We start from the raw sequence: 20901 nt of genomic DNA on the forward strand, positions 1-20901 counted from the left end.
GGCGCCTCGCGCGTGCGTATCGCGTGCACCCGTGCACGCGTGCACGCGTGCACGAGGACCCCACTCTCTGTCAACCCCCTCGATGGGAGCAAGCAGTGCCCGACGACCCCAACGGGCGGGTGATCACCTTCCCGGGCTCCGGCAACACTCAGGGCGGCCTGCCGCCGATTCCGCGCTACGCGGACACCGTTCGGGAGCAGGAGGCCGAGGACGTGCCGGCCTTTCCGACGGTCCCCGACTTCCCGGACCCGGCCACTTTTCTGCGGTCCGAGGGAATTCCCACCCAGGCCGAGAACGCCGAACCCGAGGAGGCCGAATACGACGAGGGCGGCGGATACGAGGATTCCGGCGAATATCGCGAGCGGCGTTCTCTCACCGAGGTGATCGCCGACTGGATTCAATTCCGGGTCGACAGCGCCCGGGAGACCAGGGACGAGCACGCGCCTTTCCGGAATGCCCAGGTTGCTGACAAGGTGACGCGCCTGACCGCGCAGACCGAACGCCAGATGTCGCTCGCCACTCAGCACAACGAATTACAGAAGGCCCACGTGGACGCCCGAAAGGCGATGGTGTCCGCGCAGGGGAAGAGCGCCGCAATCGGCAGCGGCTCGGACTCGGGCAAGGGACTCGGCAAGGGGGCGCAGCGCGGCCCCGGCGGGTCCGGCGGGCCCGGGGGAGGGGGCGGGTCGACGAGCCGGCCCCCGGGCGGCGGCTCGGGCGGTGGTCCGTCCAGCCGGGCGCCCGGCGGCGGCCGGGACACGAACCGACAGAACGGCGGATCGCAGCGCAACGGCGACCTCGGACGGAACCCCGACGGCCCCAGGAGGGGCCCCGGGGGCTCCTCTGGCGGCTCCAACTGGTTCGGCAGGTCTTCGAACCCGCCCGGCGGCGGGAACGGCCGCCAGAGCGGCTCTGGCGGCGGCCGGGGCGGAGGCGGCGGCAGCACAGGAGGCCAGAGCTCCAGCGCGCCCGTGAGCAGCCAGGCCGAGCGCACCCGCGCCCGCCAGGCGCGTCGGTCCAGGCGGCAGGAGGCCGACCTGGCCGACCGCACCGCCGACCGGTCCCAGGCCCGGCAGAACCGGCAGCGGAACATCGACGACAGCCGGGAGCGGGTCAACGCCCGCCGGGACAAGAAGGAGGCCGAGCGCCAGGCCCGCCGGGCCGCCGGTGGGGACGGCGGCACCCCGCGCACGCTCGCCGGGCTCGTCGCCGGGGAGTTGAAGCGGCGTCGGGACCATGCTGAAGGCAGGGGCGGCGGCGACCAGGCCGCGGTGAAGCCCGCCGATGCTTCGGCGAAGCCGGACGGCCCGCAGGTGAAGGCCGACGATGCCGCGGTGAAGGCGGACGACCCGTCGTTGAAGGTCGATGACCCGTCGTTGAAGGTCGATCTGACCAAGGGTCCGACGGAGAAGGACGGCGCTGAAGGTGGCACGCCGCCGGCCCCGAGTCCTGAAGCTGCCGCCACGGCCGCGCCGCAGGACAAGGCTCCGGCTGACGAGGCGCCCGCGCCGGGGGAGGCGACCGGCAACGGCTGGGTCGGATTCCTCAGAGGCGTGTACGACAAGGACGACCACCCGCCCGGCGACGGACCCGGTGGCCCCGATCCGGAGACGGTGTTCGCGGGCAACCCGGACAAGGCGCCGCGCGGCGCGGCGGCCGCGGACGAGGACGACATCCCGGACGCGGAAATCGTGGAGGAGGACGAGGAGGCCGACGACAAGGCCGGGCCCGGTCCGGCCGACCCGGCAATGCCAGCTCCGGACCTGGACCCTGTCGCCGAGGCGGCAAATGTCGACGACCTGTCAGACGGGGCTGGCCAGGCCCCGCCCGGCAGGGGATCGTCGGGGACCGAGGAGGTCCTGGCGGACATGGCCGGGCAGGTGGCGCAGACCGCCGCCGGTGCCGACGACCACATCGCCCCGGACGAGGGGGTCGTGGACGCGGAGATCGTGGTGGACACCGGGTCGAACGACCTGCCGTCGCCCTCCGTGGCGGCGCCTGCGGCCGAGGAGCCGGTCACGCCTATGACGGTTCGGCGCAGGAGGCGGCACGGGGTCACCCAGCGGGGGATCGCTCGCGAGCACCGTACGAACATCACCTTCGACGAGTTCCTGACAGCTATGGCGAACATCGCGGTCAACTCCGCGGAGGACGCTCGGATGGTGAAGGACGCCGTCGAGCACCTGATCAAGCTGGCGGCGGAGCTGCGGGTCATGAGCGCTGACCTGGGCGGCTCCCACAACATCGACCGGAAGGTGACCAACCTGCTGGCCGACCTGGCGGACTACGCCGCGGTGACCGCCCAGCAGTCGAAGGTCCTGGCGCAAGCCTCGGAGCGCGCCGCGAACGTGGCCATGAACACAGCGCTGTCGGTCGCGGCGGTCTACAGCGAGGACCTGGAGGCCATGGACGAGGGCGGCGTCGAGGAGGCGTCCGCAGCCGTCCACCACAACTGAGCCACCCCGTAATAAATAAGGAGAGGAACCCGTGACCGAGCAGACGGGCAACCTGCCGGCCGCTCCCGACAGCTCCGGAGCCAGCGGTGCACCTGCGGCCCCGTCCGGGGGCGCCCTGGTGCCCCGCCAGAAGTCCGCGGTCCGCCGCAAGCGGCGGATCCCGGTGCTGGGCGACGGTGACCACCACTACGAAGCCGTCCAGCACAAACTGGATCTGGTGGTCAAGGCGTTCGCCACCGCCGTCGACCGCCTGGAGGGCCTGGACAAGCGGGCGCGCGCCACCGCCAAGGACGCCACCAGCCTGGCCGCGGACATCGCCGACGCCCAGCTCGACGAGAAGTTCGTCGAGGACACCCAGGAGGTGTCGACGGCTCAGACCGAGGCGGCCAAGGCCGTCCGGGCGATGCTCCGCGCGGCGCAGGAGGCCGAGAAGTCGGCCCACGCCGTCAAGCGCGCCCACGCCCGGCATTATCGCGCGCTGCACCGCGTCCGCAAGGGCCGCAGGTGGCGCACCCCCAAGCCGGGCTTCTTCCGGCGGTAACCAGCCCGCACCCACCCCCCTTGACGAGGGCGGGGCCCGCCGACGCCGCGGGCCCCGCCCTCGTCCATCTCGAAAGGACTCCCGGTGGCTCGCCTCGCCGTCACCATCGAACGAACGCTGTACGTGGCAGCGGCCCCCATCCTCGGCGCGGCCGCGAACCTTCCCGACCACCCCGCGGTCGGAACCTCGGTGGCTGCGGCCGGCGCTGTCGGAGTCCTCGGCAGCGTCGCCGCCGTGTGCGCCGAGAAGGACAACGCGGGCCGCTGGCTGGTCGGTCTCGCGCCCCTGACCCTGGCCGCCGGCGTCGACTACGCGGCCCACCACATCCCCGGCTCGCCCTGGGACTTGGTGATGGCGGGCGCCTGGGGCGTGGTGTGCTGGGCGTGCGTGCCGGTCTCCAAGGCCACCGGCCGTTACCGGCCCAAGAAGCGCAAGGCGCTGCGGGCCGCGCCGGCGCCGATGGCGAGGGTGCTCACCCCCGTGCCGGAGGATGCTCCGCAGCCGGTCGCCGACACCGCCGACGACTACACCAAGGGCGTGCGGAAGCTGTGGGAGCGGGCCGGCAACCCGGCCCGGACCCACGTCGTCCTGGCCAAGCCGCACCCCGCCACCCAGCACGACTTCACCCTGCTGGTGCGGGCCAACGAGCCGGGGCGTCCGATCACCGGCCTGCGCGAGGCCGACGTCGCGGCCGCGTTCGGCGTGCACGAGGACGACATCCGCTTCATCGAGACCACCCAGCTGGCCGGCCGTCAGGCCGGACCCGGCTGGCAGGAGGTCGAGATCATCCCCGACGAGCGGCACCGCCGCCGTACCAAGCCCTCCGTCGCCGAGTGGTGGGAGGACCGGATCGGCGAGTCGGCCATCCGCGACTCCCGCTACGTCGCCCACAACCGCAACGAGCAGAAGGGCGTGACCTACTGGCGGGCGCAGCTGCCGGACTCGATCGGCGAGCCGCGGATGGACCTGGCGGACCTGGCCCGGGCCATGGGCACCACCTACGAGGAGGGCCGGGTGTTCGTCGACACCGACGGCCGCCAGGTCCTGGTGACGGTGTGGGACGTCTCCCCGCTCGCCAAGGTCTACCCGGCCACCCGGGAGCTCCTGACGCCGGATAAGAACGGCTGGTGGACGGCCGGGTTCCTGGGCAACGGCCAGCCGGCGCGCAACCGAGTCCACACCGACCGCGGTATGGCCCACGGGCTGTACGTGGCTCCGTCGGGCGGCGGCAAGACCCAGCTGATGGCGCTGGCGGTGGCGGCCAACGCGAACTGGGGCGCCGTGGTGTGGCTGGTGACGGAGGCGCCGGACCAGAAGACGGCGGCGCTTGGCGTGCACTGCGACCGCTACGGGGTCGGCCCGCTGTACATGGTGCGGGCGATGCGGGCCCTGGTCGCCCTGATGGACATCCGCGGCCGGATGGCGTGGGCCGACGGCCGGGTCCACGACTGGACCCCGAACGCCAGCGGTTGCCCGTACCGGCCGCTCGCGTCCTTCTGGGACGAGTACCTGTCCGCGGCCACCGACGGCGAGTACGGCGACGAGATCATGGAACTGGCCAAGGAGATCTCGGTCAAGGGCCGCAAGTACGCGATCGGCGAGAGCCCGGCCGGCCAGTCCGTCTACGTGCAGGACGGGTTCGCGCAGCTGCTGCTGGAGAACCTGCGGGACAACTGCATCCCGGTGGTGCTCAAGGTCGCGCCGAAGAAGATCCAGGAGATGTTCAAGGCGCTGGGAGTGGCGCCCGACGACATCCCGGAGCCGCTGCCGCGCTCGTTCTCCCCGGAGCCCGAGGGCCGGATCGAGCGGATCATGCAGGGCGAGGCCGAGCCTCCCTCGGACTCGAACACCGGCGGTGTCGGGTGGACCGTGCCGGGCCGCAAGCCGGAGATCCTGAGGACCCTCTTCATGGACTTCAGCGAGCCGATCGACCACCTGTTCCCCGAGGAGGTGTTCGGCCTCACCGCCCACGAGATCGCCGAGCTCGAAGGCCTCGGTCTCTGGTTCGACTGGGACCTGCCGCCCCAGCCCGGGGAGTTCGGCGACGAGCCCGACGAGGACGACCTGGACGACTGGGCCGACGACCCCAAGCAGCCCCGCAAGAGCAGCTCCAAGGCCGGCACCAAGTCGGCCGCGATGCCAGGGCGCAGCAAGCTGACCAACCCCCAGGACGCCCTGGCGGCTCTCGCGAAGCTGGAGGTCTGACCGAACCGGGTGGGGACCGCGATCAGCCGGTCCCCACCCGGCCGCAGGCCAGGCCGCCTGAGGTCAGAACTCGTCGTCGTACGCGTACTCGTCGTCGTGCCCGGGGGTTTCGTTCAGCGCGCCGCAGTTCCAGCAGTCCCACTCCGCCGGTACTGAACCACTGATCTGGATCCTCGGGCGGAGCAGAGGCGCTGGCGGCTACGTGATGCCAGAAGCTGCCTGATCAGCCCTCCAACCAGTCTCCGGGTACCGAGTCCCGCAACTGGTCCAGTGCCTCCTCTGTACGGGCCCGGACATTCAGGCAGAAGCCGTCGAGCTCGCGGATCAGGACATCGGCGCTGGCGAACCAGCGCATGTCGCGTCCCACTCCCGGAAGCTCCTGGAACAGCCGTTCCAGCGCAGCCTCCTCGGCATCCACGTCCAGAAAGTCGGTGAACCCGCCCCCGAACAGGACCGCCTCGGACATGACCATCTCGACGCAGGCCGCCGTCAGACTCGACTCCCAGGGCTCCCATCGCTCCTGCGTCTTGTCGGCGAGATCCGAACGCATCACGGTGCCGGGGTCGTCATCGCCCAGTTCCTCCAGCAGGACGCCCCAGGAGGCGGCACCCTGATTCTCCACCCGGTACACGAGCGCGCCATCGGCCAGATACAGCTCGTCAGGCTTGAGCAGCCTGTCGTGATTGCTGGTGAGATCAGTCCGACGCCCGAAGAGCAGGTATGCCTCACGAAGTACTGTCGGCAGGACCAAGCCCAGACGCTCCTCGGCTGTCTCCACCTCCGCACCGCTCCAACCGTCGCCCGGCTGGAGCGGCTGCTGCCAGTAGGCCGCGAAATCAGCGACAAACCGCCATGCCTCCGCACGGTCGTGCAACGCCCCGGACAGCCGGGAGCGAATGTCGAAGGTCTCAGTCATGTCCGCACCCTACGGCGGGGCAGAGACACCGCTTGTCCGAGGGCCGACGCGCGGCCTCCTCGTCGATGCGGCCGCACTGTACGGCCGCCACCAGGATGCCGCCCCGCGGCCGCCTGAAACCCCAACTCCGGTGATCCGGACCGGACCGCAGCCCGGCCGGCACCCCTTCCCTGCCCGGCTGCACCCCTGCGCCCATCCACGGCCTGCGCCTGCAGGCCGCACCGACCGTCCTGGAGTCACCCCGCGCCCGGAAACGGAGGACCAGCCCGTGAACCTTCCGAAGACCACCCTCGGGCCCTGCGCCCGCCGCCTGCTGGCGGTCCTCGCCGAATACGACCACGGCCAGGGCCTTCACTTCGACCAGCGGCCGAGCGACCGCTGGTGCCTGCGCGGCAGCGGCTACCTCGTGCGCGCTGCCACCTTCCACGCGCTCAGCATCGACGAGCTGATCGACGTCGGCGACCGCAACGAGGACCCCGTCACCATCACCGAACTCGGCCGCGCCTACCACGCCGCGGTCCTGGAAGGACGCCGATGAACCAGCACCTGAATGCCCAGACCCCAGGCCGGCCCGGCACCGGTCCCGCTGTCGGACGGCCGGGTCTGATCCTGCCCCCCGGCTACGTCACCGGCATCGACCCCGACACCGGCCAGGTTGTGGCCGTGCCCACCCGCGAGCCGGCGGCGCCCGACCCCGACGCCGGCGCGCTGGCCCGGGCCCAGTACTACGCCGCGCTGGACCCCGGGCCGCTGGAGGCCGTGCCGCCGCCGCCCGTCCAGGGCCTCGACCCGCGTACCTGGCAGTTTGCGGCGCTCGCTGGCGTCTCCTCGCTGTCGCTGCTCGCTGCCGGCGGCGCCGTGTACCTCGTCTGCGCTGGCCTGCACCTGGCCGGGCCGTGGTTGCAGGACGCGGCGGTGCTTGTTGGTTGCGTCGCCGGTCTGCTGGGCGTCGTCGCCCTGTCCACCCTGGGTGTGGCACGCAAGCTCAAGACCCAGCCCGCCGCCGCTACGGACGGCTCGGGCCAGCCGGTCGTCAACGCCCTGTTGTACCGCCGGGTCGAGGTGAACATCGGTGAGCAGAAGGGCGGCTTCTTCAAGGGTTCGGTCAACAACCACGTCTCCTGACCCGCGCTCATCTTCAGACCCCACCCGCTGCTCGGCCGGTACACGCCCGGGCCGAACACCGAACACCTGTCGGCCGCGCACCTTGCGGTGCGCCGTCGAGGAAGGAGCATCCGTGCGAATCATCTACCTGCTCGGCTTCGTCTGCCTCTTGGCCTTCCTGCTCTACCCCTTCATCCGTCACCTGCACTGACCGGCAGACCGGCTTCGCCACCGGGCCGCACCCGCCCGCCCCGCGCCCCAGCGGGGCGGGCGCCGCCGCACCACGCCGGCTACCTCTGGGCGTACTCCGCCATCACCGCCTCGCCCGGCGCCAAGGCCCACTACAGGCGCTGCCCGGCACCACCCGGTGGACCGACACCTCGCCAGCGGCCGCGAGTACGGCCTGGAGGCCGCCTACCTGCCCGAAAGCGAGACCTGGCACCCGCTCAGCTTGACCTGGCACCGCTTCGACCGCTGGCGCACGGGCGTCCCGCTGCTGCACCCCTACTACGCCGACGGCCCCGCCCCGGCCCAGAGCCCCGCAGCCAGCCGTCCGATCACCGACGGCCGCTGGCGACGTGGTGCCCGCCGCGGCCGCCAGCACGACCTGAACCACCCCCCTCCTCCACCTGCGGGGCGGCCCGCAGGGCCGCCCCGCGCCCGACACACGGGAGCAGACCATGACCGCGCCCATCCAGCCCCCCATCGAGCCCGCTCAGCCCCCCAAGCGCCGGACACTCTCTGACGCCCTCCTCGACCGCCTGACCGAGGCAACCGCTCCCGGCTCCTTCCTCGACCACCGCTGCCAGGACCTGATCCGCACCCTGGACCACGGATGGCGCGAAGGGCCCCGCTGGGTGCGGCTCCTGGCCCCGACGCTGATCGCCCTGGCTGCCGTGGGGGCTGCCATCGCCCTCTACGCCGCCGCAAAGGAGATCCTCGCCGGCAGCGTGGGCAGCGCCTGGTGGACCGCGACGGCAGGCACCCTCACCGGCGCCGTGCACCGCTACCTCGACCAGCACGTCGTGGGCCAGCACCTCACCGGCGCGAGTGTCTACCAGGTGTGGCAGGTCAGCGGGCTGGCGGCGGGCCTGCTCTCGTGCGCCCTGCGCTCCGCGGTCGCCCGTCTCGTCTGGACCAGCTGGGTGGCAGCCACCCTGGCGGCAGTGTGGCAGGCCAGCCCGCACGGCAGCCGCACCGTCGCCGTCGCACTCGCCGCCGCAGCCCTGGCCGCCGCCTCACTCCCGGCCCTGCGCGGCCTGACCCTCTCCCTGCGCCCCCAGATCACCGTCTGCCGCACCGTCCAGCGGATCGAGGTGGCCCCCGCCCGCCGGCTCGCACGTCCTCTCACGGTGGTCCCCCCGCTGGACGGCTTCATCGAAGGGTCCTGACCAGCCGTCACCATGGGGCCGGACGCGCCAACCGCCGGCCCCGGCATCCTGGCGGCGAGGGCGTCGATCCGACAGCCCCGGCGGCCAAGGATCTCGCCCCCGGTCGTGGGCACACCACGCGCGCTGAAGTCTGCTCTGCCGCCGGGCAGCCTGTTCCACCCGCCCGGGCAGCCGGGCAGCGCCCCGTGCATGCGGTGGCGTCCGGGCCGTAACCACCCAGTCAGGGTGGCGGCACCCCAACCGACCCGTACCCGCCCGGTTCGTCCGTAGCCGCTCTCGCCGTCGGCGGGAGCGGCCACCGGCCACCCGGCCGACCCCGCGCGCCCGCACACGGGCGTTCCCAAGACCATGAGTTGGAGCACACATGCCCCACGAGCCGCAGTTCGAGACCCACCAGAAGAAGACCCCCGGACTGCCCGGCGTCCTCGCCGAAATGATGTGGGTCGACAGCCCCGACTTCGGCGACCACCCCAGGGACCGCCGCAACCCATTCGTCTACGACGTCGACCCCGCCCCGCTCGCCCGGGTCCTGGCCGCCGCACTGGACATGAACGACACCGGCGTCGACCGGTCGGGCCTCTCGCACGCTGTGGCCGACGACGCGACCGACGGACCGATCCACATCGTGCACCTCGCCGCCGTGGTGGAGGCCACCGCCAGGCGTCACGGCGGGTCGCTCCGTAACCCGGGCAGCACGGCGGCCCTGTTCGACGCGGCGATGCACGGAAACGCCGCGGGCCAGCTGATCGCGCTGATGGAGAAGGACGGCTTCGGACCGGCAACCGCTCGGGTGCGGGAGCTGACCGCCCAGCAGCGGTACGAGCTGCTGGAGAGTCTCATCGAGCACCTGACGTACCCGATTCTCGCCCTGACGTTCGACATCACACACCGAGGCGTGTTCGGCGACCGCTGACCCGCCGCCGCGGTGGTTCCGCCCTCAGTCCGTCGGCGGGACCACCGCGACCGAGCGGTGCTCGTTCTCCTGCGAGGAACGCCGACGGCTCCGCACAGTGGCCATCCCACCGGGCCGCGCTTCGGGGAGGTTCCTGCAGCACGGCGGGGGAGCGGTCGGGGTGTCCTGCAGTCACCGTCCAGGGTGCTCACGGCGTTCGGCACGGGTGAGTCCAAACTTCAGCGCGGTCACGGTGCCACCACCCCTGCGGGAGGCGGCTTCGACCGTGCCGCGGGGCACCAGCAGCCGTCCGAGCATGGACCGCGACGCGTCGTTGGTGGGCAGGCAGGCCGCAATGACCTCTCCCATCGGGGCACTGCCACCGAATGGGTCGAGCACCGCCAGGTCATCGAAGCACCACTCACGTACCCGCCGCAGGGCCCGGCCTGCGTGCCCGTGTCCACGGTGCTCAGGGGCAAGGAAGATCGACAGCTCTGCCTGGAGGACGGGCGGCACCGCGTGTTCGTCTTCCCTTGCAATGGTGACCATGACGACACCGGCCAGTACGTCCGTGTCGTCGAGCACCACGCCGAACGTGTATACGAATCGGTAGTGAGGGTGCTCTTGCTGCTGAATCACGCTCGTCAGCCACCGCGCGGCATCCCGGTTCTGATCAATGTCCCAGCGCATCGCAGCCCGAACCGCGGGGTCGTCGAGCATCGGCTGGAGCACACCGGCGTCCCACACGGTCAACGGACGCAGCGTCATGCCGGGTATTCCCGGCACCCCCAGCGTCGTCGGTACCTCTTGCAATGCACCGTCCTCCTGCCGCACTTCGCCGCCAACGTGACGGGGACCGTCGACACGGTACTCGGGTCTCCCGGCAGCGGGCAGCAGACGAGGGCGGTCCCAGCCGGTCCAACCGGCCGGACCGCCTTGACGTTTCCGTACGGTGTGACCGAGGCCACAGGCCCGCTGCATAGTGCTCGGCAGCCTCAGGACGCCGCGACAATCACCATCAGACCTGAACGCAGTACCGCCGGTATCAGGCCAGCACCGCTCAAACCGCCCCGCAGCGGCCGAGACTTCCTGGCCGGACGGCTGGCCACCGCGGGAACCGCCATCGTCCACGAGGAACAAGGAACGAGAAACCCATGACGTCCCAGCCCCGATCCGGCGCCACCAACCATGCCCTGTCCTCCGCAGCGCTCGGCGCGCTGCTCTCCACCACCTTCGAGGCCGTTCATGGATTTGCGGACCAGTGGTGCCAGCTCAGCCGGGATGCAGAGCTCAAGGGCCTGCAGGGCACCAGCCGCGTCCGGCTCGACGGTACGCCCGCCAGCGAGTCCGACATCGCCGATTCGCGGGTGCGAACTGTGACGGGCAGTACCCTCGGCCGGCTGTGCGCAGTCCGCCACAGCCTCACTTACAGCGCTGTCCAGCTCGGTGCCGCAGTTGCTGTCACCCGAACGCTGGGCTTCCGGGTCCCGGCGCGGGCCTGGCTGGCCGGCACCGCCGTCACTCTGGCCACCCATACCCTCATCGACCGACGCCGCCCCCTGATCGCCGCCGCAGAGGCCCTGGGCAAGGGCGGGTACCTGGAGAGGGCGACCGTAGTCCGCTCCGCGGGCAAAACGCCGGATCCGGCAGGACCTGGCACGGCCCTGTTTGAGCTCGACCAGTCGGCGCACCGGGCCCTCGGGGTCCTGGCAGCCGTCGTCACAGCCGTAGTTGCCCGCCGTACCGGCCGCTGACCGCTAGGGTCCCGCCAGGGCAGCCCGCATCAGCCGTCGAACTCCGCCTTCGCCTAACTGCATTCAGGAAGGACAGCCACGATGACCACGCATGACGCCGCCGGGACCGGCCCGCTCCACTCCCAGGGTTCCGTCACCAGACGCTTCCACGAGAACCCCGAGTTCGCCTCCGCCATCAACGCCGGCACCGTCGAGTACGAGCTGTCCTACCGCGGCGAGATCACCCAGGTCGTCTCCACCGAGGTCGGACGGTTCGGCCGCACCAGCGTGCTCGGTGTCCTGTGCGAGACCTGGCTCGGTGACCAGGCCAGCCGGTGTACCGCCTTCCCGAACGCCCAGGCCGGTCGTGCCTGGAGCCGCAGTACCGTCGCCGGCTGGCTGCGCGAGTACAACGGCACCCACTCCGACCAGCACTTCGCGGTCTGGCACGGCAAGACCTGGTGGAGCGTGGAGATCGACCGGCACAGGCAGCGGTACACCGTCGTGGTCGGGCTGGCGCCGGGCGTCGTGGTCGATTGCTACGACTCGAAGGCGGACATGCTGGACGAGCACGAGCCCCGGGCGATCACCGAGGCCCGGGGGTGGGAACGCGTGGTAGGGCTGCTGCCGGTCGGCCGTGAGGACTGGCCATGGGGCATGACCAACGAACACGACCAGGTGCTCGCTGCCGCGGACGCCCTGGCCTCCGAGGCCGAGCGGCAGGCCGCCGCCGAGCAGGAGCGCCAGGCCGCAGAGGCAGCTACCGTACTTCCCTCGCCCCGACCCGTCCGCCGGTGGACGCGTCTCTGGGCCTGGATCACCAGTCCTCGAACTACCTGACCCGACATCCGCCCGCCCCTTCGCAGCGGCTCCGGACGCTCTACGCCACGGCGACCGCCTGGGCCACAACCAGAGCCGCCGGCCATCGTGTGCCTGCCCGGGCTTGGATGGCCGTCACCGCTGCAACCCAATGCCGACCCCACCCGTCGCGGACGCTGATCGCTCTCGCCCAGCGCATCGGCAAGTGCACGTGCCTTCAGAACACGATCGTGGTTGGGAGTGGGCTCAGGGACCGTGGGAGGATGCGCAAGCCAGTCCGGTGGATGTGCCTCGACAGCTCTCCCCGGGCTGGCTCTTCTTTCACCCTTATTTGCAATGTTCGATTGCACATAAGGGTGAAGGGTGCCACGCTGGTCACGTCGAGGCACAAGCAGCGCCAAAGGGGCGCCGCTGCAACCCAGTTGGAGAGCCAAACCCATGACCGGCACCGTCGAAGGACCCATCCCGCACAAGCCCGAGAACATCGGCCGCGCCGAGTTCACCGTCCCGCCGGTTCCGGACGGCCACCGGCCGGACGGCTCGTGGCGGCGGACTCTCACCGCCCTGGACGAGCAACATGGCGGCGTCCGTGGCCTGCTCGGCGAGGAGCTGCGCCCCGGAGACCTCGTCTCCCTCCCAGTCGGCCGCCTGGTCATCATGGTCGACAAGGCCTCCGTCGCTGGGCCCAAGCCCGTGTCACTGACCGTCTCCCGCGCGGGCGAGCAGGACGCCGTCTTCAGCAGGGCCTTCGGCAGCCAGGCTGCAGCGTTCGGTGCCGCCACGCGCCGGATGCTCGCTGATTTGCTCGCCGAGAGGCCGACCGGAGAGGGGCAAGCTCTGCTGGTTCGCCGGGCCCGAGCCAGCTTCACGGTGCCGGAGGTCCCGGCCGGCCTGCATCCGGCCGGTTGCTGGCGAAAGACCGTGACCGGTCTGGACCTGACGGCGGCTCGCGGCAAAGCCGTTCAGGGAGAGTGGCTGAACTCCGGCGACATCGTCGCCCTGCCCGTCGGCGCGTTGGTCGTCGTGGTCGACAAGGCCACCACCGGTTGGGCGGAAAACTGGCGGACCCGCGAGCGGTACGCGAAGAAGGATGCCACGGTCACTGTCTACCGAATCGGCAGGGACGAGCCTGTCTGGACGCGGCACTTCCAGCAGGATGCTTCCGCGTTCGGCGAGACCACTCGCCGCAAGCTCCTCGCGCTGCTGGCCGCCGAGGAAGTCCCGCGGGACCAGGTCGAGGTGGTGCGCGAGGCCAAGCGCCCGAGCCACATCGCCGGAGCCTGTCGCTGGTGCGGGGAACACCTGCCCGTCGGACACGGTCACCTGGTGGGCCACGGAGAGGACCTGAAGGTCGAGCACTACCGGGAGTGCCCCACCGAGCCGGCCGCCACCGGCGAGGTGTGCGAGCTGTGTGGGGTGAGCGTCGTCGTCGGTCAGGCCGAGCGGGTCCTGCGGCGTGACGGCTCGGGCCGGCGGGTGGTCCTCCACCACGTCGAGCGCTTCAGCTTCCCTCGACAGCGGATGTGCGAGATTGCACCCGTCCCGTCCGCTGAAGAGCAGGAGGCCGCGGACCGGGCCCGCCAAGCTGCCGAGCAGGCGAAGCGGGAGAAGGAGAAGGCCGACGAGCAGCGCCGCGCCGACCGTAGGCAGAAGCGCCTGGAGGAGAAGCTGGCCGCAGAGAAGGCAGAGCAGGACCGTGTGGCCGGCCTCAAGACGATCTCGCGGACCACCACGGCAGTGTTCGACAAGGGCCTCGGCCAGGGGCGCAGAGCAACCCTGGAGGAGCACGCCGACCTGCTGGAGGACGGCACCACCACCACCCGCTGGTCGGTGCGCATCTACTTCACCGGCAGCGGCTTCAACGGCGAGGATTACGACCCCGATGAGGGGACGAGCGAGCCGTACACCACGAAGCGCGCCGCGCAGGCCTGCTACCAGACGCTGCACTGGGAGCCCGGGCCCCGCCGGGAGCGTCCCTCCGGCCCTCGGTGCGACAACTGCGGCCAGTACGGCGCTCGCCACGAGCGCCACGACTCGTCCGGCATCGCCGGTCGAGTGTGCGACTCGTGCAACCGCGACGACGACGTCATGCTCAGCTTCGCCTGACCAACTCCGGGCCGGTCGCACAGCGCGGCGGCCGGCCCGGCCTATCGCCCCTGGGAGTGGAACCAATGACCGACCCGAGCGCGCCCGGCAAGGAATCCGGGCAGACACCGGACTGGCCGCTCACGCGTAGCGAACTGGCTCGCCTCCACGGCGTCCAGGCCTCCACCGTGATTCGGGCGCTGGCCAAGGCCACCCAGGCGCGCGAGACGGACGCTTCCCTGCCCGAGCCACCCCGGCCGGTCAACCCGGGCGCGGCTCAGCCCCGCTACTGGCCTGTCGAGTTCGCCGCCTGGTGGCCACACCGGCCCCGGCCAGGCCGCCGACACTGACCGACCACCGTAAGCACCGCTACCAGAAGCACCATTTCGCTGACGTTGTGTCACACATTGCCTTTACGCTGCCACCAGACCTACCGCCAGATGAGGCGCTACACAATCCGGCTCAGGGGTCTGCCCAAGGCCTCCGTGCCCAGAACACCTCCCTGCCCGAGAGGAATCTCCCGTTGAGCACATCCCCGCAGCAGCCGGCCCTGCGCGCGCTGGCTGTCGGCCAGCTCTACAGCCCCCACCTCACCAGGTGGCCCGACGGCGCCGCCGAACTGCGGGTGACCCGCCAGGGCGCGGAGTTCGTTCTGGCCATCAGCAAGCCGGCCAACCACGAGGTCAAGGCTTTCGGCAAGGGGAGCGCCGAGTTCGCCATCGTCAACGGCGACCGTGTCACGCTGCTGCTCTACAAGTTCACCGACCCCTACGACAGCAACCCCAAGCACGGTTTCTCGTGGTCGGACGCCCCTTGGGAGTACCACCGGCAGGCGGCGGCCGTCCCGGTCGACCTGCCCGAGGGCAACATCCCGCTGTACGTCACCCTCGTCGACGCCGACACCGGGATCATCCAGGCGATGCGCCTGATCGGACCTCCGGCCGAGTTCACCACCGCCCTACGCGACGCAGTCGCCCGCCAGCGAGCGCACCCGCACGACCCCAGCGCCGCGACGGCCGAGATCAACAGGTACTACCAGCAGTCGGCCCGAGACCTCGTCCTACTCGCCGACGCCCGCTTCGAGGCCCTGCGTGACAGCACGGCCGGCACCCCGCAGCTCGCCCAGGCGTCGCCCGCCAACGCCACGAACACGGCGCATGCCCCAGGGGCCTTGGCCGCCGCGGCACTCAGGCTCGCCGCCCCGGCAGGAACCCCCCGGCCGTATGCGGGCGAGCTTCCGGCCGACCTGGCCCCCTGGCACACCTGGATCTCGGACTCCGGCCACTCCATCGTCGTGGCCATGGCCGAGGAGTTCAGCAAGCACCCGACCAAGCCGGACTACTTCCTCATCCCGGCATCGCCGAAGACCGTTCTTCGCCTCGGCTACACCTGGCAGGACGGCTACCCCATCGTCCGGGGCCTGCACTACAGCGAGGAGCTTGGCCTCATCACCCCCGCAGACGAGTACGAGTTCTGACCTGCGTCTGGACCGGCTTCGAGATCCAGCGATTGGCTTGTACAACATCCGGGATCCCGGTTGGGCCGGTGCCGCCGATGCGGGTGGCTTGATTCGCCCGCGAGGTGTCATCCAGCAGCGGACCGGACTCGGCAACTGCTGGTGGCGTCGAACGGTCCGAACCCCTCGCGCGGGCTGCGAATCCCGGTCCGCACCTCGACCGGCACACGCCTCCCTGTCACCTGGAGGCGGCTTCCAGCAGCTCCGGGGCCAGCAGCTTGTCCTGGACGTAGGGGTTGTCGTCGCCGCTGAGCCCGAACCCGCTGTAGATCCGGGCAAGGGCTTGGTAGGCGTCCGCTTCCGGGCTGCCGCCGGCAAGCCAGTCCAGGTTGAACTCCGCGGCGGTGGCCTCGCGGGGAGAGCCTGTTCGGGGGAAGACCGGGTTGGCGCCGGGGGCCAGGCGTAGCCCCTCGAACCCGGTGGCGGCGACGCGGTGGCGCCACCGGCCGGAGATGGCTGGGACGACGTGCTGGTCGACGAGTCGGAAGTACTCGTAGGTCAGCTCGGTGAGGGCGAAGACGTTGATCCGGTGGGCGTCGCCGTAGTTCTGGGCCATGGCCCAGCACAGCATGTCCGGGTTCGCGATAGCAGCTGCAGTTACCGTTCCGTCGGCGGCCACCGCCAGGGCGCGGCGGGGCTCGGACAGGAGCAGTCCGCCGGCGAACGGGACCGCGCGGTTGTGCTCGAAGGAGAAGTTGAAGCCCATGTGGCGCAGCACTTTCTGCTTCTCCAGGGCGCCGCGGATGCCGCCGTCGCTGTGCAGGGTGGGCAGAAATGACGGTGGGACGTCGGGGGAGCTCTGCCAGAACAGGACCGGTGCTCCGTCCCAGCCCTGATGCTCGACCAGCGCCTGCCGGGCCCCGGCTCGGTCCAGTGGTGGGAGAACGGCTGCAGCGGTCGGTGCGGCCGGGTACATCCGGCTGCGCACGCCGCCGTTGATGAGGGAGTAGACGTCGTCGGCGGACATGAAGTCGGTCTGGTCGCCGGTGCGGATCGGCACGCACCAACCGTCCTTCACCTTCCCGTCGACGATCGTGCGCCGGACCAGTGCGTAGCGCTGGTCTTCGGGCAGCTGTTCCACGTCGATGACCAGGTAGGAGCCAGTGGTCCCGTCCCCGGTGTCGGGGTGGGGGAAGAGTGCCAGGTGGACGGTCAGCAGGGGGCGGGCCTCGCTGGCCAGGGCCTTGAGGTAGGTGTCCGCCGAGATGCGGCCCGGGTCGAAGGGGGTGAGCTGGGCGGCGGTCTCGTAGAGCTCACCGCTCCGCTGGGCGGCCTTGATGCCGCAGACGATCAGGCCGCCGGCCCGGTTGGCGAACGCGGCGACGTCCTTGGCCAGCTCGGCCTTGCCCCGCGGCTCCTTCAGGTCGTAGGGCGCGGTCTTGAAGTCGATCCATTCCGCTTCCGTGGTGCCGATCAGGTCCTGGGGCCGGCCCGAGCTGAGTGCCGCCACCACGTCGGTGCGGCTGGTGAGTGCCATGGCGCCGGATCCTACGCCTGGCTGAGGGTCCGTCAGGAGCGTTTTCTCGTAGGCGGCCAGCAGCTCATATGTCTTTCTCCATTTGAGAAAAGACATAGACAGGTGACGGCGGCACCACATAGAGTGGTCATGTTCTTTCAGCTAGGCGAAAAGACATGGAGTGTGCCGGGTGTACGTCACGACGGTCCAGGCGGGTTCGGTCCTGGAATGCTCGGCACCCACCGTGCGAAAGCTGCTGGCCACCGGGGTCATCCCCGGTGCGAAGACCGAGGGCCGATACGTCTTCCCACTGCCCGCCCTCCAGATACTGCAGGCGCGGGAGACGGCCGACCTCCTGACCCTGCCTCACCGGGAGATCCCGGTCCTGCGACCCAGTAGCGCCGGGCCCGCCACAGGGAACCCGGATCGGGAATGGTCCGGATTCCGCGCCGACCTCACCGAGCGGCAACTGCTGGAAGCCCTGTCCGGCTGGTGGCGCTGCGACCCGGCGCGAGTGGCGGCCGCCAGGGTGCTGCCGGTCACCGTGGCCGGGTTCGTGGTCGCCGTCCTCACCGGCCTGGACGAGTGGACGTCCGACCGGGCAGCGGGGGCGCAGGCCCGTTACCGCTTCACTGGTGCCCGCCTGGCCGGCTACCTGACCGACTTGACCCACCCGGCCAACCAGATCGCCTCGGCCCCGGCCGGCACCGACGACCGCCGCCTGGCCGACCTGCTGCTCGGCGCCCGCCTGCACTCCCAGTCCAGCGGCCCGATCGCCTACGTCGCCACCCGCACCACCACCGACCAGCCCGCCGATGAGGGGGAGTGAGCCCGATGGACCGCCAGACGTACAACACCCAACTCGCCAGCCTGCGCGAGCTGCGTGCGGACATCACCACCGCGGAGAAGAAGGTCGCGGCCGCGCAGAAGGAACTGGACCAGCTCACCGCCAAGCGGGGGCGGCAGGTGACCGGTGCCGCGGCGTACGAGAACGCGAAGGCGGAGGCCATCGCCAAGGCTGCTGGCATGTCCGTCGGCGAGGTCGTGCGCCTCGCCCCGGTGCTCGACCCGACGCCGCAGACAGTCCGGGCTTCCCTGGCCACCGATCCGTCCCCGGCCCCCACCCTTGCCACCCCCGAGCCCGCCCCGGCTGCAGCGCCCGCCCTCGAGCCCGCGCCAATCGCATCCCGCGCTGCCGAAGCCGTCCCTGCCGCGACCGAGCCGGCGACAGGCGGGAGCCGGGTGGAGGAGATCCCGGCCCCGGCCGAGCCGCAGGCGCCGGTGACTGCCGCCCAGGTGACCCCCACCGACGGCTTCCAGCAGCAGCGGTTTCTCCCTTCCATCCCGGACGGTCCGGCCGCCGCGCGGTACACCGCTCTCACCGAGGGTCTGGCCAACCGGCGGCCGACCTGGGAGCAGAACTGGTACGTGACGGTCTGGCTGGACGCGAGCACCGGAGACCTGGCTACCGTGGACGCCGTCCAGCGGGTCGAGCTGGGCCGCCGAACGCCGGGGGAGATCCTGGACGCAGTCACCGCCGCCGTCCCGGGCGCCCAGCGGGTCTACGTCACCGCAGGTGACCCCTGGCACTTGGGCGCCGAGCGCTACCCGACCCTCAAGCAGGCCGTCGCGGAATGGCTCAACGCCCCGAGTCCGCGGTGGGAAGCCAACAGCGCTCGCGGCGCGGGGCAGGACCGGCTCGCCAGCCACCTGGTACACGAGCGCAACCCCGTAGGCCGGTACGCGCGGGCCGGCGTCGAGCGCGGCGCGGAGAGGGTGGAGATCCACTCGGTCGGGCAGTGGTTCGACCCGGAGGGATCGGACGTCGTCATGGTCCGTCAGGCCTTCATGCTCATGTACGAGGCGCTCCAGCGGCAGTGGTCCGACACGGTGATGATGGCCGTCCCGTCGGCCATGGGCCGTGACCTGTGGAAGCGGACCATTCCGGTGACGGGCCAGTTCGCCGGCGGCTACCCGGTGATGAGCGAGGAACTGCGTGCGCTGATGCACGCAACCGCCGGCCAGGGACGCACCGAGCTGATCGTGCCGCCACGCGTTCCCGCCGAACTACCCGCCCTCGTCGAGCTGGACCGCACCCTCGCCTACGGCCGGCACACCTGGCGCTCCGGCGTCGGGGCTCCCACCCGCGTCACCGCCCGGTCCTTCCAGGCGATGGACACCAAGCAGCAGACGAAGGCGCTCATGGCCCCCTCGCACTGGCACATCCGCGCCACTGTGCCGCAGGGCTGGCAGCACATCGGCCTGCTACCCGCGCCGGTGCCCGGCGACCGGACCTGGGAGTACCCGGCCACGCCCGGCTCCACGTTCACGACCTGGGCCGGGGGAGCCGAAGTCAACGTCGCACTCAACAACCCCATCGCGCCGTGGCGGATCGAGATCCTCGACGGCCTGGTGTGGAAGGAGGGCAAGCCGCTCGACGAGTGGTCCACCAGGCTCAAGACCGCCTGGTCCGACCTGGTCAACCTCTCCCGGATGCACGCCGACGAGCGCCAGCGCCGGGCCGCGCACCTCGCCTCCCGCGGGATCCGCTCGATCCTCCTGTACGGCATCGGCGACTTCGCGCGCCGGCCTCGGGTGAACACCGGCACCACCCCGGTCGGCCAGCCCGTGCCCGACGGCGCCGAGATCCTCGGTCAGGACAGCGAGGTCACCACCTGGCAGCGCGTCACCAGCCTCGCCAAGGATCCCTGGGCACACCCGGAGTGGTCCGCCGGAGTCTGGTCCGGTGCCCGGGCCGCTCTGCTGGACATGACGATCAAGGAGGGCAAGGAGGTCATCGCCCGCGTCGGCGCACTCCACCTCCCCCCGGGTTCCGTCGTCGCATTGCGCACCGACGCCATCTACACCACCGAGGCGGTGCGGTGGCCCTACGGCGGGCAGCCGGGCGAGTACCTCCTCAAGGGCCACTTGCCCGGACCCGTCCCTGCCCCGGCCACGCTAGACGAACTCCTGGAACTGCGTCAGGCAGGCCGGATTCACCTTTCCCAGAAGGGAGCTGACCTGTGAGCCCCGCCGACCCGGCCAACCCGGGCGAGGCCGCCCGTCTCGCCCAGGAGCTCCTCGACCAGGGCTTCACCAAGCGCAAGGTCGCGAAGATGCTCGGCCGTGACGCCAGCCTGGTGAGCCAGATCTTCAGCAAAGGCAAGGGGGCGAGCCTGGTGGCCGCCCTGCGCCAACTGGTCCGGGCGGTGCGCGGCGGCGAGCGCGACGAGGACGCGCTGGCCGGCATCGCCCAGCAGAACGTCCAGCGCCGCACTACCAAGACCGGTCAGAGGGCACGGGTCCGGGGCCGGGACATCATCGGTATGCCGGGCAAGAGCATGACCGGCCGGGCAGGCAGGCAGGCCATCGGTTCCGGCGCCTCCCACCTCGCCAAGGTCGTCCACGCCACGGGCGAGGCGGGTGGCTGTCTGGCCTTCACCGTGCGCATGAAGGGGGATCAGTTCATCCACTCAGCCGGATCGCGGGACGACTCGCCGGGCCTGCGCCGCGGCGTCCTGCCCCGTTCCGACGGGACCGAGGAGCGCATGTACGGCAGCGCTGCCAGCGGCGGATTCGACGCGGCGGAGTGGTCCCGGCGGGTCGGCGAACACCACGGCGACGTCACCGAGGCCATGCAGGAGTGGCTCGTGGAGACCGGCCGGGCCGTACCCGATTCCAAGATCGAATACTTGGAGGTCCGCGGCTGGGTACCCCGCCGCTCGTAGCCCGACCGCCCGTCACCCCCGGGGGCACCGCCCCGACCCACTCACCGCCGAAAGAGAAG

Annotated in this window: 17 protein-coding genes; 14 read left to right on the forward strand and 3 right to left on the reverse strand. The window is 71.2% G+C overall.

The genetic code is table 11. From position 1 onward, the window contains the following. Positions 1-95: 95 nt before the first annotated feature. From ACFW1A_RS00745 to ACFW1A_RS00755, 3 genes are all read left to right on the forward strand, one after another. Entirely contained in the window at positions 96-2456 is a 2361-nt protein-coding gene (locus ACFW1A_RS00745; RefSeq protein ID WP_380401718.1) for a hypothetical protein, read from the forward strand. 31 nt (positions 2457-2487) lie between these two features. Further along, on the forward strand, positions 2488-2997 hold the full coding sequence (locus ACFW1A_RS00750) for a conjugal transfer protein TraB (RefSeq protein ID WP_380401721.1): 510 nt from the start codon (positions 2488-2490) through the stop codon (positions 2995-2997). 84 nt (positions 2998-3081) lie between these two features. Further along, positions 3082-5202, forward strand: a complete 2121-nt coding sequence (locus ACFW1A_RS00755; RefSeq protein WP_380401724.1) for a chromosome segregation protein ParM — start codon at positions 3082-3084, stop codon at positions 5200-5202. A gap of 223 nt (positions 5203-5425) precedes the next feature. Here ACFW1A_RS00755 and ACFW1A_RS00760 read toward each other — a convergent pair whose 3' ends face one another. Next, positions 5426-6118: an SMI1/KNR4 family protein gene (locus ACFW1A_RS00760; protein ID WP_380401728.1), complete on the reverse strand. Its 693-nt coding sequence runs from the start codon at positions 6116-6118 to the stop codon at positions 5426-5428. Between the two features lie 268 nt (positions 6119-6386). On the opposite strand from ACFW1A_RS00760, the gene ACFW1A_RS00765 reads away from it, so the two are divergent. From ACFW1A_RS00765 to ACFW1A_RS00780, 4 genes are all read left to right on the forward strand, one after another. After that, positions 6387-6656 (forward strand): hypothetical protein, encoded by a 270-nt coding sequence (locus ACFW1A_RS00765; protein ID WP_380401731.1) that lies wholly within the window; start codon positions 6387-6389, stop codon positions 6654-6656. Then, positions 6653-7243: a hypothetical protein gene (locus ACFW1A_RS00770; protein WP_380401734.1), complete on the forward strand. Its 591-nt coding sequence runs from the start codon at positions 6653-6655 to the stop codon at positions 7241-7243. Before ACFW1A_RS00765 ends, ACFW1A_RS00770 begins: the two co-directional genes overlap by 4 nt. Before the next feature lie 659 nt (positions 7244-7902). Continuing rightward, positions 7903-8613, forward strand: coding sequence for a hypothetical protein (locus ACFW1A_RS00775; RefSeq protein ID WP_380401737.1), 711 nt, complete (start codon positions 7903-7905; stop codon positions 8611-8613). Between the two features lie 364 nt (positions 8614-8977). Next, a complete protein-coding gene (locus tag ACFW1A_RS00780) occupies positions 8978-9526 on the forward strand; it encodes a hypothetical protein (protein WP_380401740.1) in 549 nt (182 codons plus the stop codon). Positions 9527-9697: 171 nt separating this feature from the next. Here ACFW1A_RS00780 and ACFW1A_RS00785 read toward each other — a convergent pair whose 3' ends face one another. Then, positions 9698-10273 (reverse strand): GNAT family N-acetyltransferase, encoded by a 576-nt coding sequence (locus ACFW1A_RS00785; protein ID WP_380401743.1) that lies wholly within the window; start codon positions 10271-10273, stop codon positions 9698-9700. A gap of 386 nt (positions 10274-10659) precedes the next feature. On the opposite strand from ACFW1A_RS00785, the gene ACFW1A_RS00790 reads away from it, so the two are divergent. The 4 genes from ACFW1A_RS00790 to ACFW1A_RS00805 all read left to right on the forward strand — a co-directional run bounded on the left by ACFW1A_RS00790 (position 10660) and on the right by ACFW1A_RS00805 (position 15619). Further along, on the forward strand, positions 10660-11259 hold the full coding sequence (locus tag ACFW1A_RS00790) for a hypothetical protein (protein ID WP_380401745.1): 600 nt from the start codon (positions 10660-10662) through the stop codon (positions 11257-11259). 81 nt (positions 11260-11340) lie between these two features. Beyond that, positions 11341-12078, forward strand: coding sequence for a hypothetical protein (locus ACFW1A_RS00795; RefSeq protein ID WP_380401748.1), 738 nt, complete (start codon positions 11341-11343; stop codon positions 12076-12078). 417 nt (positions 12079-12495) lie between these two features. After that, a complete protein-coding gene (locus ACFW1A_RS00800; RefSeq protein WP_380401750.1) occupies positions 12496-14163 on the forward strand; it encodes a hypothetical protein in 1668 nt (555 codons plus the stop codon). Between the two features lie 502 nt (positions 14164-14665). Then, a complete protein-coding gene (locus tag ACFW1A_RS00805; protein WP_380401753.1) occupies positions 14666-15619 on the forward strand; it encodes a hypothetical protein in 954 nt (317 codons plus the stop codon). Positions 15620-15836: 217 nt separating this feature from the next. Here the strand turns inward: ACFW1A_RS00805 and ACFW1A_RS00810 are convergent, their stop codons facing one another. Next, on the reverse strand, positions 15837-17135 hold the full coding sequence (locus ACFW1A_RS00810) for a helix-turn-helix domain-containing protein (protein WP_380401756.1): 1299 nt from the start codon (positions 17133-17135) through the stop codon (positions 15837-15839). Between the two features lie 223 nt (positions 17136-17358). Between ACFW1A_RS00810 and ACFW1A_RS00815 the strand changes: the two genes are divergently transcribed. The 3 genes from ACFW1A_RS00815 to ACFW1A_RS00825 are packed head-to-tail and all read left to right on the forward strand — an operon-like array spanning position 17359 to position 20842. Then, positions 17359-17943 (forward strand): DNA-binding protein, encoded by a 585-nt coding sequence (locus ACFW1A_RS00815; RefSeq protein ID WP_380401759.1) that lies wholly within the window; start codon positions 17359-17361, stop codon positions 17941-17943. Positions 17944-17948: 5 nt separating this feature from the next. Then, positions 17949-20141: a hypothetical protein gene (locus ACFW1A_RS00820; RefSeq protein ID WP_380401762.1), complete on the forward strand. Its 2193-nt coding sequence runs from the start codon at positions 17949-17951 to the stop codon at positions 20139-20141. Continuing rightward, positions 20138-20842, forward strand: coding sequence for a helix-turn-helix domain containing protein (locus tag ACFW1A_RS00825; protein ID WP_380401765.1), 705 nt, complete (start codon positions 20138-20140; stop codon positions 20840-20842). Before ACFW1A_RS00820 ends, ACFW1A_RS00825 begins: the two co-directional genes overlap by 4 nt. Positions 20843-20901 lie beyond the last annotated feature (59 nt).

The sequence above is a fragment of the Kitasatospora sp. NPDC058965 genome, from assembly GCF_042741245.1.
In the GTDB taxonomy this organism is placed as follows: Bacteria; Actinomycetota; Actinomycetes; order Streptomycetales; family Streptomycetaceae; genus Kitasatospora.

What these genes read in the sequence shown, in the direction of transcription:
- ACFW1A_RS00760 (WP_380401728.1), bottom strand. Translation starts at nt 6,118, where the DNA reads ATGACTGAGACCTTCGACATTCGCTCCCGGCTGTCCGGGGCGTTGCAC.
- ACFW1A_RS00770 (WP_380401734.1), top strand. Translation starts at nt 6,653, where the DNA reads ATGAACCAGCACCTGAATGCCCAGACCCCAGGCCGGCCCGGCACCGGT.
- ACFW1A_RS00775 (WP_380401737.1), top strand. Translation starts at nt 7,903, where the DNA reads ATGACCGCGCCCATCCAGCCCCCCATCGAGCCCGCTCAGCCCCCCAAG.
- ACFW1A_RS00780 (WP_380401740.1), top strand. Translation starts at nt 8,978, where the DNA reads ATGCCCCACGAGCCGCAGTTCGAGACCCACCAGAAGAAGACCCCCGGA.
- ACFW1A_RS00785 (WP_380401743.1), bottom strand. Translation starts at nt 10,273, where the DNA reads ATGACGCTGCGTCCGTTGACCGTGTGGGACGCCGGTGTGCTCCAGCCG.
- ACFW1A_RS00790 (WP_380401745.1), top strand. Translation starts at nt 10,660, where the DNA reads ATGACGTCCCAGCCCCGATCCGGCGCCACCAACCATGCCCTGTCCTCC.
- ACFW1A_RS00795 (WP_380401748.1), top strand. Translation starts at nt 11,341, where the DNA reads ATGACCACGCATGACGCCGCCGGGACCGGCCCGCTCCACTCCCAGGGT.
- ACFW1A_RS00800 (WP_380401750.1), top strand. Translation starts at nt 12,496, where the DNA reads ATGACCGGCACCGTCGAAGGACCCATCCCGCACAAGCCCGAGAACATC.
- ACFW1A_RS00810 (WP_380401756.1), bottom strand. Translation starts at nt 17,135, where the DNA reads ATGGCACTCACCAGCCGCACCGACGTGGTGGCGGCACTCAGCTCGGGC.
- ACFW1A_RS00820 (WP_380401762.1), top strand. Translation starts at nt 17,949, where the DNA reads ATGGACCGCCAGACGTACAACACCCAACTCGCCAGCCTGCGCGAGCTG.